This window comes from Amycolatopsis sp. NPDC048633, assembly GCF_040650695.1.
In the GTDB taxonomy this organism is placed as follows: domain Bacteria; phylum Actinomycetota; class Actinomycetes; order Mycobacteriales; family Pseudonocardiaceae; genus Amycolatopsis.
The window spans coordinates 192,204-207,908 of the sequence record NZ_JBEZHS010000016.1 but is presented as its reverse complement, the minus strand read 5'-3'; the positions used below and the strand labels follow the sequence as shown (position 1 = coordinate 207,908).

General features: G+C 71.6%; 12 protein-coding genes. 8 read left to right on the top strand and 4 right to left on the bottom strand.

Features of this window, described 5'->3' with window-relative positions:
* Positions 1-81 precede the first annotated feature (81 nt).
* The 3 genes from AB0C38_RS27310 (at position 82) to AB0C38_RS27300 (ending at position 3,920) form a co-directional block, all read left to right on the top strand.
* Positions 82-429, top strand: a complete 348-nt coding sequence (locus AB0C38_RS27310) for a helix-turn-helix domain-containing protein (protein WP_360678335.1) — start codon at positions 82-84, stop codon at positions 427-429.
* A 414-nt stretch (positions 430-843) separates the two neighbouring features.
* Positions 844-3,507: a magnesium-translocating P-type ATPase gene (gene mgtA, locus AB0C38_RS27305; RefSeq protein ID WP_360678333.1), complete on the top strand. Its 2,664-nt coding sequence runs from the start codon at positions 844-846 to the stop codon at positions 3,505-3,507.
* Positions 3,504-3,920 (top strand): hypothetical protein, encoded by a 417-nt coding sequence (locus AB0C38_RS27300; protein WP_360678331.1) that lies wholly within the window; start codon positions 3,504-3,506, stop codon positions 3,918-3,920. The genes mgtA and AB0C38_RS27300 overlap by 4 nt, the downstream gene beginning before the upstream one ends.
* Here the strand turns inward: AB0C38_RS27300 and AB0C38_RS27295 are convergent.
* Genes AB0C38_RS27295 through AB0C38_RS27285 form a run of 3 tightly spaced genes read right to left on the bottom strand, consistent with a single transcriptional unit; the run spans position 3,862 to position 7,923 of the window.
* The gene (locus tag AB0C38_RS27295; protein WP_360678329.1) at positions 3,862-4,545 is read right to left on the bottom strand and encodes a CBS domain-containing protein; all 684 of its coding nucleotides are present in this window, start codon (positions 4,543-4,545) and stop codon (positions 3,862-3,864) included. The two genes, AB0C38_RS27300 and AB0C38_RS27295, sit on opposite strands and share 59 nt — an antisense overlap.
* A 43-nt stretch (positions 4,546-4,588) precedes the next feature.
* Positions 4,589-5,179 (bottom strand): DoxX family membrane protein, encoded by a 591-nt coding sequence (locus AB0C38_RS27290; RefSeq protein WP_360678327.1) that lies wholly within the window; start codon positions 5,177-5,179, stop codon positions 4,589-4,591.
* A gap of 29 nt (positions 5,180-5,208) precedes the next feature.
* The gene (locus AB0C38_RS27285; protein WP_360678325.1) at positions 5,209-7,923 is read right to left on the bottom strand and encodes an HAD-IC family P-type ATPase; all 2,715 of its coding nucleotides are present in this window, start codon (positions 7,921-7,923) and stop codon (positions 5,209-5,211) included.
* 279 nt (positions 7,924-8,202) lie between these two features.
* Here AB0C38_RS27285 and AB0C38_RS27280 point away from each other — a divergent pair, with 279 nt between their 5' ends.
* The 3 genes from AB0C38_RS27280 to AB0C38_RS27270 all read left to right on the top strand — a co-directional run bounded on the left by AB0C38_RS27280 (position 8,203) and on the right by AB0C38_RS27270 (position 12,445).
* Entirely contained in the window at positions 8,203-9,312 is a 1,110-nt protein-coding gene (locus AB0C38_RS27280; RefSeq protein ID WP_360678323.1) for an acetate kinase, read from the top strand.
* Positions 9,313-9,376: 64 nt separating this feature from the next.
* On the top strand, positions 9,377-9,991 hold the full coding sequence (locus AB0C38_RS27275) for a CBS domain-containing protein (RefSeq protein WP_360678321.1): 615 nt from the start codon (positions 9,377-9,379) through the stop codon (positions 9,989-9,991).
* A gap of 36 nt (positions 9,992-10,027) precedes the next feature.
* On the top strand, positions 10,028-12,445 hold the full coding sequence (locus tag AB0C38_RS27270) for a phosphoketolase family protein (protein ID WP_360678319.1): 2,418 nt from the start codon (positions 10,028-10,030) through the stop codon (positions 12,443-12,445).
* A 129-nt stretch (positions 12,446-12,574) separates the two neighbouring features.
* On the opposite strand, the gene AB0C38_RS27265 is transcribed toward AB0C38_RS27270, so the two are convergent.
* Positions 12,575-13,519: a LysR family transcriptional regulator gene (locus tag AB0C38_RS27265; protein WP_360678317.1), complete on the bottom strand. Its 945-nt coding sequence runs from the start codon at positions 13,517-13,519 to the stop codon at positions 12,575-12,577.
* Between the two features lie 85 nt (positions 13,520-13,604).
* Between AB0C38_RS27265 and AB0C38_RS27260 the strand changes: the two genes are divergently transcribed.
* Together AB0C38_RS27260 and AB0C38_RS27255 are read left to right on the top strand one after the other, a co-directional pair.
* The gene (locus AB0C38_RS27260) at positions 13,605-14,564 is read left to right on the top strand and encodes a cyclase family protein (protein WP_360678315.1); all 960 of its coding nucleotides are present in this window, start codon (positions 13,605-13,607) and stop codon (positions 14,562-14,564) included.
* A gap of 8 nt (positions 14,565-14,572) precedes the next feature.
* On the top strand, positions 14,573-15,703 hold the full coding sequence (locus AB0C38_RS27255; RefSeq protein ID WP_360678313.1) for an FAD-dependent oxidoreductase: 1,131 nt from the start codon (positions 14,573-14,575) through the stop codon (positions 15,701-15,703).
* Positions 15,704-15,705 lie beyond the last annotated feature (2 nt).

The window sequence follows — 15,705 nt, the reverse complement described above, 5'->3', positions numbered from 1 at the left end:
CGGTTGACAATGGTGAAACCAACCCTTGAGGACCCCGGGTGCCGCAGTGGCACCCGGGGTCCTTCGTGATGTGGAGGTGGAATGATTCCTGACCAGCAAGGACCCGGCACGCCCAGCGGAGCCGACAAGTTCGACGACGAGCACTACCCCGCCTACACGATGGGCCGGGCCGCCGAGATGCTCGGCACGACGCAAGGTTTCCTGCGCAGTCTGGGCGAGGCCGGGTTGATCACTCCGCAGCGTTCGGCCGGTGGGCATCGCCGTTTCTCCCGGCACCAGTTGCGCATGGCCGCACGGGTGCGGGAGATGGTCGATCAGGGCACCGCCATCGACGCCGCGTGCCGCATCGTCACCCTCGAAGACCAGCTCCACGAAGCCCAGCAGCACAACAGGGTCCGGCGCGATGCCGAAAGCAGCTCAGCAGACTGACGGGAAGCGCGGATGCCCGTGCGGCTTGGTCACGACGTACTCCCGGGCAGCAGGTCGACCGCGAGCCCGAGCCGCACGTCGATTTCGACTTCGAGGCCCGGTGCGGCGGTGGGTATCCACCCCGACGATCACCGCGGCCTTCTTCTCGGCCATCGCCACCTCCTGTCCTCCGCCGCCCGGACGGCAACCCCCTCCGACATGTCCTCCGGCGCGTCCGTGCGTCAGAGCACGAAAACCCTTCGGAGGCGGACCGAATCCGGGCGGAACCTGTCGCGGTCACGCTGTGAACGGGTCCCGGCGCCCCCGGCAGGGATACACTGATCGTGCCTCGGACCCCGGCGCTGCTTGTCCTCTCGGCGTGCCACACAGGCCGGTTCGCCGATCCGAATCTCGTTCGCGAACGCCGAGGCGCCGATGACCACCCGCACCACCTCGGCGCCTGCGCGACCGGCCGCCCCCGACCTCGACATCGCCCACGCCGCGGCGCTGCCCGGTGCGGCGGTCCTGGCCGCGCTGGGCGTCACTCCCGACGGGCTGGCCGCCGGCCAGGTCGCCGAGCGGTCGGCACGGTACGGGCCGAACGCGGTGTCGTCGCACCGGGCGCGGCTGGTCCCGGTGCTCTGGCATCAGCTGCGCTCGCCGTTGCTGGTGCTGCTGATGGTCGCCGCCATCGCGTCCTACTTCGTCGGCGAGCGCAGTGACGCGGTGATCATCGGGGTGATCGTGGCGGTCTCGGTCGGGCTGGGGTTCGTCAACGAGTACCGCGCGGAAAAGGCCGCGGAAGCCCTGCACACCCAGATCCGGCACGAGACGGTGGTGCGCCGGGACGGTCACGCCGTGCGGGTGGACGTGACGGCGCTGGTGCCCGGGGACGTCGTCGAGCTCAAGCTGGGTGACGTCGTCCCGGCCGATGTCCGGCTGCTGTCGGTCACCGGGCTGGAATGCGACGAGTCGGTGCTGACCGGGGAATCACTGCCGCTGGAGAAGGACACCTCGGCCGTGCCCGAAAGCACCGCACTGGCCGAGTTGTCCGGGTGCGCGCTGATGGGCACTGTCGTGCACGCGGGCAGCGCCACCGGCGTCGTGGTGTCGACCGGCGCCCGCACCGGGTTCGGCGCGATCGCGGCCGGCCTGGGCACCCACCAGCTCGACACCGAGTTCCAGGTGGGGCTGCGGAAGTTTTCGATGCTGCTGGTCTACGTCGCCGGCGCGCTGACGACGTCGATCTTCGCGGTCAACGTGGTGCTGCACAAGCCGATCCTCGACGCGCTGCTGTTCTCGCTCGCGATCGCGGTCGGCATCACCCCGCAGCTGCTGCCCGCGGTCGTGTCGACGAGTCTCGCCGCCGGGTCGCGCCGGATGAGCCGGCGCAAGGTGCTCGTCAAGCGGCTGGTGTGCATCGAGGACCTGGGCAACGTCGACGTGCTGTTCACCGACAAGACCGGCACCCTCACCCTCGGCCGCATCGACTACATGCGGGCCGTCCCGGCGGGCGGCGGGGATGCCGGCGAAGTACTGCGCTGGGGACTGCTCTGCACCGAAAACACCGGCTCCGTCGGCGGCAACCCGCTGGACCAGGCGCTGTGGGGATCACCGGCCTCGGTGGCGCAGCGGACCGCGCTCGCCGGTTACACCACGCTGGGCGTGCTGCCCTTCGACCACGAACGGCGCATGGTCTCCGTCGTCGCCGGTGACCCGGCGGGCCACACCCTCCTGGTGACCAAAGGCGCTCCGGAGACGGTGCTGGATCGCTGCACCGGAGTCCCGCCCGGCGCGCGGCAGGCCCTGGACGCCGAGTTCGCCGCGGGCAACCGGGTCGTCGCCGTGGCCATGCGGCCGTTCACCGGCGGGAAACCACCGGTGCCCGCGGACGAACAGGGCCTGGTGCTGCTCGGGTTCCTGGTGTTCCTCGACCCGCCCAAGCACGACGCCGCGCGGTCCCTGCGGCGGCTGGCCGAGCTGGGCATCGCGGTCAAGGTCGTCACCGGCGACAACTCCGCGGTCGCGGCGAAGGTGTGCCACGACCTCGGACTCGGCGATGGCGCCGCGCTGGCGGGGGCCGACCTCGACGGCCTCGACGACACTCAGCTCGCCGACGCGATCACGCGGACGACGGTGTTCGCCCGCGTGAGCCCGGAGCAGAAGGCCCGCATCGTGCGGGTCCAGCGGATCGGCGGCGGCGGGGTGGCGTTCCTCGGCGACGGCGTCAACGACGCGCTCGCCCTGCACGCGGCCGACGTCGGCATCTCGGTGGACTCGGCCACCGACGTCGCCAAGGACGCCGCCGACGTGATCCTGCTGGAGAAGGACCTCGACGTGCTCGCCGACGGCGTCACCGAAGGGCGGCGGATCTTCGCCAACACCATCAAATACGTGCTGATGGGCACGTTCAGCAACTTCGGCAACATGTTCTCCGCCGCGGGCGCGTCCCTGTTCCTGACGTTCCTGCCGATGCTGCCTTCGCAGATCCTGCTCAACAACCTGCTCTACGACACCAGCCAGCTCGCGATCCCCACCGACACCGTCGACGAGGAGCAGCTCCGCCGTCCGTCCCATTGGGACATCGGCTTCATCCGCCGGTTCATGGTCTTCTTCGGTCCGCTCAGCTCGGTGTTCGACTTCGTCACCTTCGGCGTCATGCTGTGGGTGTTCCACTCGGGCCCGGACCAGTTCCGCTCGGGCTGGTTCGTCGAGTCCTTGGCCACCCAGACGCTGGTGATCTTCGCCATCCGCACCCGGCGGATCCCGTTCTTCCGCAGCCATCCCAGCCTGCCGCTGACCCTGGGAGCCCTCGGCGTAGTGACCGTCGGCGCACTGCTGCCCGCGACACCTCTCGCGTCCGCACTGGGGTTTTCGCCGTTGCCGGGCGGGTTCTTCGCCGCGCTGGCCGGGATGGTGCTGGGCTACCTCGCCCTGATCGAGGCCGGCAAGCGCGTCTTCTACCGAATGGTGCGCACGACGACCACCGCGCCACGGCTCGCGAGCCCGCGCCGTCACCTGCGCCGCCGGGCCGCCTACTTCAGCACCGCGCACCCGACCGGCCACGCCGGAACACCGTCACAGCGAGGACTTCGATGACGCAGGAGACTCGGAACGCCGGGGTGCTCGTGGCGATCAAGGTCGTGCACACGACGGCCTGGCTGGTCATCGAGTCGTGCTTCTCGTACGTCCTGTACTCGGGGCTGACCGGACGATCGGACCGGCGTGCCGCACTGGCCGGGGGAGTGGTCGCCGCCGAGTGCCTCGTCTTCGCGGCGAACGGATTCCGCTGTCCGTTGACGGCGGTCGCCGAATCGTTCGGCGCCGACCACGGCTCGGTCACCGACATCTTCCTGCCGCGGTGGTTCGCCCGGAACCTGCCCGCGATCCACGTACCGCTGCTGGTCCTGGCCGTCGGCTTGCACACGCGGAACCTGCTCCGCGGGCCCGCGGTCAGCCGGCGGCGTGCTGCGGGCCCTCGCCCTGCCAGACGAAGTCCATCCGGTTCCTGACCCCCACCACGCCGGGAACGGCCAGCGCGAGCCGTTCCGCGGTGGCCACGTCGGCTTCGTACTCGAGCCGGCCGGTCAGCAGGACGACGCCGTGCTCGACGCTCGCGAGCACGTTGTTCTTGTCGGCGTGCAGCGCGTCCTCGAACACGGTGTGATCGACGTCGGCCCGCAGGTCTTCGTCCGTGCGCAGGAAAGTGCGCAGGAGGTCCCGCCGCGCGACGACGCCCACCAGGTGCGCACCTTCGAGCACGAACAGCCTTCGGACACCGCTCGTGGTGAGCAGCCGCGCGACCTCCGGCAGGGTGGCACCCGGTGTGGTGGTCCGCGGTGCCGCGGACATCAGCGTGGCCGCGGTCTGCGCGGCCGCCTTCCGCCAGTCCTCCCGCGTCAGGTGGCCGGCGAAGTGCGGGCAGGCCGCGTCGAGGTGGTCGTCCTGGTGAGCTTGGCGGCACAGCAGGTCCGCTTCGGTCACGACGCCGAGCAGGCCGCCCTCCGGGCTCACGACCGGGACCGCGCTGACGCGGTCGGTGACGATCATGCCGACCAGGTCCTTGAACGACGTGGCCGGCGTCGCGGTGATCACTTCCCGGGTCATGACGTGGCCGACGGTCGTGCTGGTGCGCATGGCGTTCCTCCTGCGGTGTCCGTTGTGGACGAAATGGTGGTGCTCAGCGAAGCCAGCTGTTGCGCCGGACGATCTCCAGCTTCGCCCAGCGGCGACCCAAGCCCCAGGTGTCGCCGGCCGCGAAGGCGGCCAGCACGACGATCGCGACGAGGTACACGAGGTGGTAGTCGAGCAAGGGGTTGGTCGAGGAGGTGGCCGTGCCGTCCGAAGCCGTGCGGGCCGGCGGCCATTCGGCGATCCACATCAGGGCGAGCAGGATCGTGCCCGCGACGGCGGCCGGGCGCAGGCCCACCCCGAGCAGCAGCGCGAGCCCGATACCGAGCAGGGCCAGCATGAACAGCGCGTCGGCCCAGCCGGCGCCCGCCCAGTCCCGGAGCATCGACTGCAGCGGTCCGACCTGCACGTGACCCAGGAACCCCTGGGTCGGTGACCCGCCGCCGACCCAGGCCTGCGCCGAGCTCGTGGCGTAGCCCAACCCGAACGTCTTGTCGAAGAACGCCCACAGGAACGTCAAGCCCAGGACGATGCGCAGGATGGCCAGCGCCGGGCGGCGACCCGGTTCGCCCGCCTCGCCCGCCGGCCGGCCGGAGAGGAACGTTTCCGGCATGGACTGACTGCGGTCCCGGATGGACATGAGGGCTCCTTCTGGTGTCACCCGGAGTATCAGCCCGCGGGGCGGACCAGCGCTGGTGCCGAAGTCCCCTTTTCGAAAGGTCTTCGGGAACCGGGACCGCGGCGCCGGGGACGCCAGAGGAACTTGTCGAGCTCGGCGACCAGGAACGTCATGGCGGCGAGGCCGAGCACCAGCAGCCAGCTCCCGACGGTCAGCGGCGCGGTGTGGAACAGCTCGTTCATCAGCGGGAGGTGGAGGATCGACACCTGCAGCGCGATCATGACGGCGACACCGCCGAGCACCCAGGGGTTCCAGCCGGTCGGCCGGAACCGGTCGAGGGACCGGCAGCTGAACAGGTACGCGATCTGCGCGAACACGAACACGGTGACCGTGATCGAGCGTGCTTCCGTGACCGACGCCCCGGCTCCCAGCTGCCAGGTGAACACCGCGAACGAGCCCGCGACGAGGATGACCGACACGAGCGCGATCCGCCGGAGCAGGTCGGCGGTCATCAGCGCCTGGCCCGGTGGGCGGGGGCGGCGGGCCATGATGCCCGCTTCCTTCGGTTCGAACGCCAGCGCGAGACCGAGGAAGACCGCGGTGGTCATGTTGATCCACAGCACCTGGACCGGGAGCATCGGCAGCTGGGTGCCGAGCACGATCGCGACCAGGATGACCAGTCCCTCGGCGAGGTTGGTCGGCAGCGTCCAGGCCATGAACTTGCGGATGTTGTCGAACACCGCGCGGCCTTCTTCGACGGCGGCCTCGATGGTCGCGAAGTCGTCGTTGGCCAGGACCATGTCGGCGGCTTCTTTGGCGACTTCGGTCCCGCTGCGGCCCATCGCGACGCCGATGTCGGCCTTGCGCAGAGCGGGTGCGTCGTTCACGCCGTCACCGGTCATCGCGACGACGTCGCCGCGCTGCTGCAGGAGGGTGACCAGCCGCAGTTTCTGCTCCGGGGAAACGCGGGCGAACACGTCCACGCCGGCGAGGGTGTCGTCCGGGGTGACGGCGATTTCGGCACCGGTGAGGACCACCGGTTCCCCGTCGGCCAGTGCGAAGTTCCGGGCGATCGCCCGCGCGGTTTCGCCGTGGTCACCGGTGATCATCTTGACCGCGATCCCGGCTCGCCGGCACGCCGCCACGGAGGCCACCGCGGCCGGGCGGGGTGGGTCGTGCATGGCCTGGAAGCCGACGAGGGTCAGCTCGTCCGGAGGCGCGCCCGCCGGAAAGGCAGTTGCGCCCGCCGGGGTGAACGTCGCGAAAGCCAGTACCCGTAGTCCGCGGCGGGCGAGGGCTTCCGCGGTCTCCCGTTGGCTCTCCGCCAGTGGTCCGACGGTCCCGTCCTCGCGCAGCTGACCGTGGCACCGGGCGAGAACCTTTTCGGGAGCTCCCTTCAGGTATCCGGTCAGCCGGCCGTCCGCGCTTCGGTGCACCGTGGCCATCAGGTTCCGCCCGGACTCGAAGGGCAGCACGTCGACGCGCGGCCGGGCGGACCGTTCCGCGCCGGCGTCCAGCCCGGCTTCCCGCGCCGCGGTGAGGAGGGCGGTTTCGGTCGGATCGCCGGTCGCCGCGGTCGTGCCGTCGGCGGGTTGCGCCTCGTTGCAGAGGACCCCGGTGAGCAGGCATTCCCGCAACGCCGGCGCGAGCGGGCCGCCGCCGGTCCACTCGTGGGTGCGGTCGCCGGCGACCACGGTGGTCACCGTCATCCGGTTGGTGGTGAGGGTGCCGGTCTTGTCGGTGCAGATGACCGTGGTGCTGCCGAGGGTCTCCACCGACGGCAGCCGCCGGACGATCGCACCGCGCCGGGCCATCCGGACGACGCCGATCGCCAGCACGATCGACACCGCGGCCGGCAGGCCTTCGGGGATCGCCCCGACCGCCATCGTCACCGCCGCGGTGAACATCTCGCCGGCGCGGTAGCCCCGCAGCAGACCGATCACGAACAGGACGACCGCCAGCGCCACGATGCCGACGGAGAGCCGGCGGCTGAAGCCGGACAGCTTGCGGGTCAACGGCGTGGTCGGCACGCCGGTGGCGGTCATGAGCTGGTTGATCAGCCCCAGTTCGGTGCCGGCGCCGATCGCCACGACGACAGCCGTGCCCTCGCCCCGCGTCACCACGGTGCCGGCGTGCGCGATGTTCCGCCGATCGGCGAGCGCGGTGGCCCGGGGGAGCGCGCCGGGCAGCTTCGTGACGGGTGCGGCCTCACCGGTGAGCGCGGATTCGTCGATCTGCAGTGTGTGCGCCGAAAGCAGGAGCGCGTCCGCCGCGACCTTGTCCCCGGCGCGGAGGAGAACGACATCTCCCGTGGTCAGGTTTTCGGCTCGCAGCCGGATCGGTACGCCGTCGCGCACCACCCGGACCTCGGTGCTCACCATGCCGGCGAGCGCGGTGAGCGCGTGCTCGGCCCGCGACTCCTGGAGCAGCCCGACGACCGCGTTGAGCAGCACCACGGCGAAGATGACACTCGAGTCGACCAGCTGGCCGAGGCTGAGGGTCACGGCGGCCGAGGCGAGCAGGACGTAGACGAGCGGATCCTTGAACTGGCGGAAGAACCGGCCGAGCGCACTGGTGGCCCGGCCGGTCGGTAGCACGTTCAGTCCGTTGTGGACGTTCCGGGAGGTGGCCTCGGCTTCGGTCAGCCCGGCTTGCTCGTCGGTCCCGAGCAGGGTGATCGTCTCGGCCGCGTCGAGTTCGTGAGCTGGTGCCCGGACGGCGGTGCCGACCCGCTCAGCCGGCCGCGCCGGTGCCGGCACTCGCATGATCGGTTCCCTTCGACGGCTCTGGCGAACCTTTCGTCCCGATCGTCCAGGTGAGCGTGGTGCCGGGCACAGGGCCGAACTGCTCCACGTCCGAGGTCCGAGGACCTCAAGCTCCTCGACGGCGGTGACCGGGCGCGTAGGCTGCGCGGTGAGTGCCCTGGACCCGGCGCGACGACCCGCCGATCGAGGAGCACCCATGGCACCCGTCGATCTCGCGGGAATCGCCGAGCCGCACCGCGGCCTGTCGACGGTCGGCCGGGTCCGCGAAGCCGGTGCTCGATGCGGGTCCTGACGGTCAACCCCGGCTCGTCGAGCGTCAAGCTGTCCGTCGTCGACGACGGCCGGGAGGTCGACCAGGCCACCGTCGGCGCCGCGTCCGCCGCCCAGGCCCGGCAGCCGCTCGCCGACCTGGTCGGCCGGGGGCATCCGATCGACGCGGCCGGAGTGCGGTTCGTGCACGGCGGCCTGAGCACCGACGCGGTCCCGCTGGACCGCGCGGAAACCGCGCGACTGACCGCCTTGACCCCGCTGGCGCCGTTGCACCAGCCGCTGTCGCTGGAACTCGCCGCGGTGGTCGCGGAGATCGTGCCGGGGCCGGTGTACGCGTGTTTCGACACCGCTTTCCACGCGCTGATGCCGGACGCCGCGGCCCGCTACGCGCTGCCGAAGAGCTGGGTTCGCGAGCACGCACTGCGGCGCTACGGCTTCCACGGCCTCTCCTGTGCGTCCGCCCTGCGCCGCACGGCCGAGCTGCTCGACCGGGACCACACCGGGCTGCGGCTGGTCTGCTGCCACATCGGCTCCGGCGTCTCCGTGACCGCCGTCCGCGACGGCCACGGCGTGGACACGTCGATGGGCTTCACCCCGCTGGAGGGCGCGGTGATGGCCACCCGCTCCGGCAGCGTCGACCCCGGTCTGCTCCTCTACCTGCTGCGCTCCGGCGTCACCGACGTCGCCGGGCTCGACGACGCGCTCGACCGGGGGAGCGGCCTGGCCGGGATGACCGGCACCGGCGGTGACGTGCGGGACGTGCTGGCCGCGCGCGACCGCGGCGATCCGGACGCCCGCACCGCGATCGAGGTCTACCTGCACCGGTTGCGCCGCGAGATCGGCGCGATGGCGGCGTCCCTCGACCGCCTGGACGCGCTCGTGTTCACCGGCGGTGTCGCGGAACACCAGCCGGGCCTGCTGGCCGAGCTCTGCGGAGGCCTGGGGATCTTCGGGGTGCGGGCCGATCCCGGCCGCCTGGCCGCCGAAGGCGACCGGCAGGTCGGCCGGGCGCACGAGCCCGTGCGGGTGCTGGTCGTGGCCGCGCGTGAGGGGCTGGAGATCGCCCGGCAGACGAGCCTGGCCCTGGCCGCGGGTGCCGGTGGACCTTGCGATCGGTGACCTACGGCCGCAGCGCGCCGGGCGGGCGCGCGCCTAACGTCAGGCCCGACGGAAGAGGACTTCTATGCAAGCACGCGACATCATGAGCAGTCCCGTCGTCTCGGTGACCCCGGACATGACGGTGAAGTACGCCGCGAACCTGTTGTCCGCCCACGGCTTCACCGCGCTCCCGGTCCTCGACGAAGACGGCCGGCTCATCGGTGTGGTGACCGAAGCGGACCTCGTGCGGGACCGGTTCCCGCGCGACGCCCGGTACCACCCGGCCGAAGGCGCCGACGATCCGCCGAAGCCGCCGGCCGGGACCGTCGGCGGGGTGATGACCTCTCCGGCCGTCGGGACGGGCGCGGGCACCGACGTGGTCGACCTGGTGCGGGTCCTGCTCGAAGACCGGATCCGCAGCATGCCGATCGTCGACGGCGCCCACGTCGTCGGCATCGTCACCCGGCGCGACCTCGTCCGGGCGCTCGCGCGCGACGACGACGTCATTTCGGCGGACGTCCGCCACCAGCTGTCGATCTACGGCGGGCCGGCGCGGTGGACCGTCGAGGTGCGCGACGGCGCGGTCGAGGTCGTGGACGCGTTCGACGACGAGACCGACCGGCACGTCGCGACCGTGCTGGCGCAGGCCGTACCTGGGGTGACCGCGGTCCGCGTGACCGGCACGAGCCCGACCGGCTGACCGGCCGGCCCGATCCGCCTTCGGAAGGCCACGGCGATGCAGCAGTCCACGACCCTGACCGGCACCACGCCCACGACTTCGCCGTACGACGACCACGAGCGGGATCTGGACCTGAGGTGGTGGGCCGCGGCGAACTACCTGACCGTCGCCCAGATCTACCTGCAGGACAACCCGTTGCTGCGCGAACCTCTCTCGGTGGAGGACATCAAGCCGCGCCTGCTCGGCCACTGGGGCACCAGCCCGGGGCTGTCCATGATCTACACCCTGCTCAACCGGCTCATCCGCGACTCCGGCACCGACTGCATCTACGTCGCCGGTCCCGGCCACGGCGGGCCGGCCCTGCTCGCGAACGCCTACCTCGAAGGCACCTACGGCGAGGCGTACCCCGCCGTCTCTTCCGACGTCGCCGGGCTGACCCGGCTGGTGAGGCAGTTTTCCACGCCCGGGGGTGTGCCGAGCCACGTCGGCGTCCAGACGCCCGGCAGCATCCACGAGGGCGGCGAACTCGGCTACTCCCTGGCCCACGCCGCGGGCGCCGCGTTCGACCACCCGGACCTGGTCGTGGCCTGCGTCGTCGGAGACGGCGAAGCGGAGACCGGGCCCCTGGCGGGATCCTGGAAGATCCCCGCCTTCCTCAACGCCCGCCGCGACGGTGCCGTGCTGCCGATCCTGCACCTCAACGGGTACAAGATCGCCGGCCCGACGGTGCTCGGCCGGGCCGACGACACCGACGTGCTCGGGCTGCTCACCGCGCAGGGCTGGGACCCGGTCCTCGTGTCCGGCGACGACCCCGCCGCCGTGTTCACCGAACTCCACGCCGCCCTCGCCGCCGCCCACGACGGGATCCGGGACAACCAGCGGCAGGCGCGCACCGGCTCGGCCGAGCCGTTCCGAGCGGTTCGCTGGCCGGCCATCGTCCTGCGCACACCGAAGGGCTGGACCGGCCCGGAGGTCGTCGACGGCCTCGCGATCGAAGGCACGTTCCGCGCGCACCAGGTGCCGCTGACGCAGGTCCGGGAGGACGCCGGGCACCTGCGGCAGCTGGAGCGCTGGCTGCGGTCCTACGACCCGGAGAGCCTGTTCGACGCCACCGGACGGCTCGTCCCGGAGCTGGCCGCGCTCGCCCCTGAAGGGGACAAGCGGATGTCCGCCAGCCCGTACGCCAACGGCGGCCGGCTGCTGGAACGGCTCGACATCCCCACCCTCGCCCAGTACGCCGTCGCCGTGCCGGCGCCCGGTGTCGTGCACCACGGCAACACCCGCCCGTTCGGTGAGCTGCTGCGCGACGTCTACCGCGCCAGTACCCGGGAATCCGACGGCGGCGGCACGTTCCGGTTGTTCTGCCCGGACGAAACGGCCAGCAACCGGCTCGCCGCCGTCTTCGAAGCCACCGATCGCTGCCTGCAGGCACCGATCCTCACCACCGACGACCACGTTTCACCCGAGGGCCGGGTCATGGAGGTGCTCTCGGAGCACCTGTGCCAGGGCTGGCTGGAGGGCTACCTGCTGTCGGGCCGGCACGGCCTGTTCGCGACCTACGAAGCGTTCGCGATGGTGTCGGCGTCGATGCTGGTCCAGCACGCCAAGTGGCTGCAGCACGCCGCGGACCTGCCGTGGCGGCGTTCGGTCGCGTCGCTCAACATCCTGTTGACCTCGACCTGCTGGCGCAACGACAACAACGGTTTCTCGCACCAGGGGCCGGGGCTGATCGACATCGCGATCCCGCTCGCGCCCGGTGTCGTGCGCGTCTGGTTCCCGCCGGACGCCAACACCACGCTGTCGATCGCGGAGCACTGCCTGCGCAGCCGTGACCACGTCAACCTGATCGTCGCCGACAAGCAGGAACACCTGCAGTACCTGGAAATCGAGGAGGCGGCCGCGCACTGCGCCGCGGGAGCGTCCACTTGGGACTGGGCGGGCACCGAGACGGCCGACGGTGAACCCGACATCGTGCTCGCCGCCGCCGGCGACGTGCCGACGCTGGAGGTTTTGGCCGCCGCCCGGCTGCTCCGCGACCACGTCCCGTACCTGCGGGTGCGGGTGGTCAACGTGGTCGACCTGATGGGCCTGCTCCCGCCCGGCGACCACCCGCACGGGTTCAGCGAACCGAAGTTCGAGCGGCTGTTCACCGACACCGCCGACGTCGTGTTCGCCTTCCACGGCTATCCCCGCGCCGTGCACCAGCTGCTGCACGGCCGCCCGGACCCCGGTCGCTTCCACGTTCGCGGCTACACCGAGCAGGGCACGACCACCACCCCGTTCGACATGGTCGTGCTCAACCGGATGAGCCGCTACCACCTCGTCCTCGAAGCACTGCGCAGATCCGCCCGGGTGCCCGAAGGCGGGGCGGCGCTGGCCGAGCACTGCCACGCCATGCTGGCCCGTCACCACGGCTACATCCGCGAACATTTCGAGGACATGCCGGAGATCCGCGGCTGGACCTGGGCCGGCTGACCGGCGTGCGTCTCGGTCGGTGCGGGCCAGGTAGACGTGGTCATGGCGCCTCCGGCCTGCGGGCGGCCGGTCTCCGGTGATCGGCATCGCTTCCGCAGAAGTGTCAGGAACGCGACGCCGGAGCGGAAATCACTTCTTCCGAAGCCCGGTATCAGCCGGGGTGATGCCGAGCATCGCCGCGACGGCCCGCTGGACGACGTCGCGCAGGTATCGGTGCTCGGGGTCGTCGTCGTACATCGGGTGCCACCACATCGCTTCCACGAGCGGGGTCGCGTCGAAGGGACAGGGGAGCGCCCGCACGCCGAGCTCGGCCGGGATCCCGTCGGCGAGCCGGCGTTGCACCAGCGCCACGCGTCCGGAACCCGCGATGAGCCCGGGCACGGTCAGGAACGTCTCGGTGACGACTTGGATGTGCGGTTCGATCCCGAGCATGCGCATCTGCCGCGCGGCCGGCGTCGACGCCGTCGGCCCGTGGTAGGTCACGACCCACGGCATGGTCTCCAGCTGCCGGACGGTCAAGGCGTCCCCGACGGCGGTGTTGCCCGCAGCCACCAGGCAGACCCATTCGTCGCGGTAGAGGTCCTCGTGCGGCAGGTCGTCGACGAACCCGTGCGGGATCACCAGCAGGTCGGCGTGGACCAGCTCCTGGGCCGCCGCGTCGACCATCCTGGGCGTGTTCGCGGGGAATCGCAGCCGGGTGCCCGGCGCCTCCTCGGCGAGGCGGGCCGCGATGCCGGGGCCGAGCATCGCCACCCCGTAGTCGCTCATGAGCATCGAGAACTCGCGCGTCGAGGAGGCCGGGTCGAAGTCGGGCTCGGCGGCGAACACCCGCTCGGCTCCGGACAGGGCCACGCGCACGCGTTCCTTGAGCTGCACGGCCAGCGGGGTGAGCCGGTACTGGTTCCCGGCGCGGGTGAGCAGGTCGTCGTGGAAGTGCCGGCGCAGCCGGGCGAGCTGGGCCGACACCGCCGGCTGACCGAGGCCCATCCGCGCCGCGGCGCGCGTCACGCTGCGCTCCTGCAGCAGCGCGTCGAGCGCCACCAGCAGGTTCAGGTCCAGCCGAGCCAGGTTCACAGCGAGGCACAGTATCAACGCGGTCGATACTGTGCATCACCGATCTGTTCTTCCCTGATACTGCGCCCGGCCCGACAGTGAAGGGGTGGACCGAACCGATCCCGAAGGCGCGATCGCAGCAGCAGCCCAGCGCTGCTCCAATTGGGGCCGCTGGGGCAACGACGACGTACTGGGCACCCTGAATTTCCTGGACGACGCCAAACGCCGGGAAGGAGCTGCGCTCGTCCGGCGCGGGGCGAGCTTCTCGCTGGCGCAGCGCTTCGACGCGGACGGCCCGCAGAAGGGCTGGCGACGGCGCACCAACCCGATCCACACGATGCTCGACACCGGCCTCGACGCCGAGCGCGGGCAGGGTTTCCCGCACGGGCTGGGCGGCGCCGACGACGTCGTCTTCATGCCCCTGCAGGCCTCGACGCAGTGGGACGGGCTCGGCCACATCTTCGACCACGGCGTCGCGTGGAACGGCCGGCGCGCCGGAGACGTCGTCACCAGCGAAGGCGACCAGGTCACCGGAATCGAGACCGCCGCCGGCCGGATCGCCGGCCGCGGCGTGCTCCTCGACGTCGGCCGGGTGATCGGCGACGACGGCGAGCTGCCCGACGGGTTCGCGATCACCACCGAGCACCTCGAGGCCACCATCGCCGCCCACGGCGAGACCGCGCGCGTCGGCCGCGGTGACCTGCTGCTGGTGCGGACCGGCCGGCTCGCCCGCGCCCGGCGCGAAGGGTGGGGCGACTACGCGGGCGGCCCGGCCCCGGGCCTGTCGTTCACCACGGCGGACTGGCTGCACCGCAAGGAAATTGCCGCCATCGCCACCGACACGTGGGGCTTCGAGGTCCGGCCGAACGAGTTCGACGACGCCTTCCAGCCACTGCACCAGGTCGCCATTCCCCACATCGGGCTGTTCCTCGGCGAGATGTGGGACCTCGACGCCCTCGCGGCCGATTGCGCCGCCGACGGGACGTACGAGTTCTGGCTGACCGCCGACCCGCTGCCCGTGACCGGCGCCGTCGGCGCCCCGGTCGCCCCGATCGCCGTCAAGTGAGGACCGCCATGCCCGCCGTCACCACCGTCCTCGTCGTTGGCAGCGGTCTCGCCGGCACGGCCACCGCGATCCACCTCGCCAACGCCGGAGTCGCCGTCGACCTCGTCGAGGCCGAGCCGGGCGTCGCCGCCATCGGGTCCGGGATCACGTTGCAGGGCAACGCCTTGCGCGAGCTGCGCGCCCTCGGCGTGTGGGAGGAAGTCCAGCCGAAGGGGTACGGGTTCGACAGCCTGGGGCTGCGCGCTCCCGATCCCGCCGGCACCCTCCTGGTCGAGCTCCCGGACGCTCGCACCGGCGGCCCGGACCTGCCCGCCGCCCTGGGGATGCCGCGTCCGGACCTCGCCCGGATCCTGCACGACCGCGCGGCCGCGACCGGCGCGAAGATCCGGTTCGGACTCACTGCCGCCGCGCTGGTCCAGCACAGCGATCACGTCGACGTCACCTTCTCCGACGGCACCGCCTCTCGCTACGACCTGGTCGTCGGCGCCGACGGAATCCGCTCGACGATCCGGCGGATGCTCGGCATCGAACTGACGACCCGCGCGACCTGCATGGGCATCTGGCGTGCCTTCGGACCTCGCCCGGCATCGGTCACGCGCACCGACCTCTTCTACGGCGGCCCGTGTTACATCGCGGGTTACTGCCCGACCGGGGAGAACTCGCTCTACGCCTACGTCGTCGAAGACGCGCAGGACCGTAGTTCCCTGAGTCCCTCGGAGCGGCTCGCCGTCATGCGCGAACTCGCCTCGGCCTACCACGGGCCGTGGGACGACATCCTCGCCACACTCGACGATCCCTCCCGCGTCAACTACACGTGGTTCGAGACCCACGTGCTGCCCGCGCCGTGGCACCGCGGGCGCGTCGTGCTGATCGGCGACGCCGCCCACGCCTGCCCGCCGACCCTGGCCCAAGGCGGCGCGCAAGCCCTCGAGGACGCGACTGTCCTCAGTGAACTCCTGCTCGGCGCCGACACCCTCGACGACACGGTGTGGAACGCCTTCACCGAACGGCGCGTCGCCCGGGCGACGGCTGTCGTCGAGGCGTCGAACCAGCTCGGCCAGTGGCTCCTCGACCACGAACAGGGCGACGTACCCGGCTTGATGGGCCGCGTCGCCGCCCTCGTCGCCCAGCCCGCCTGAAC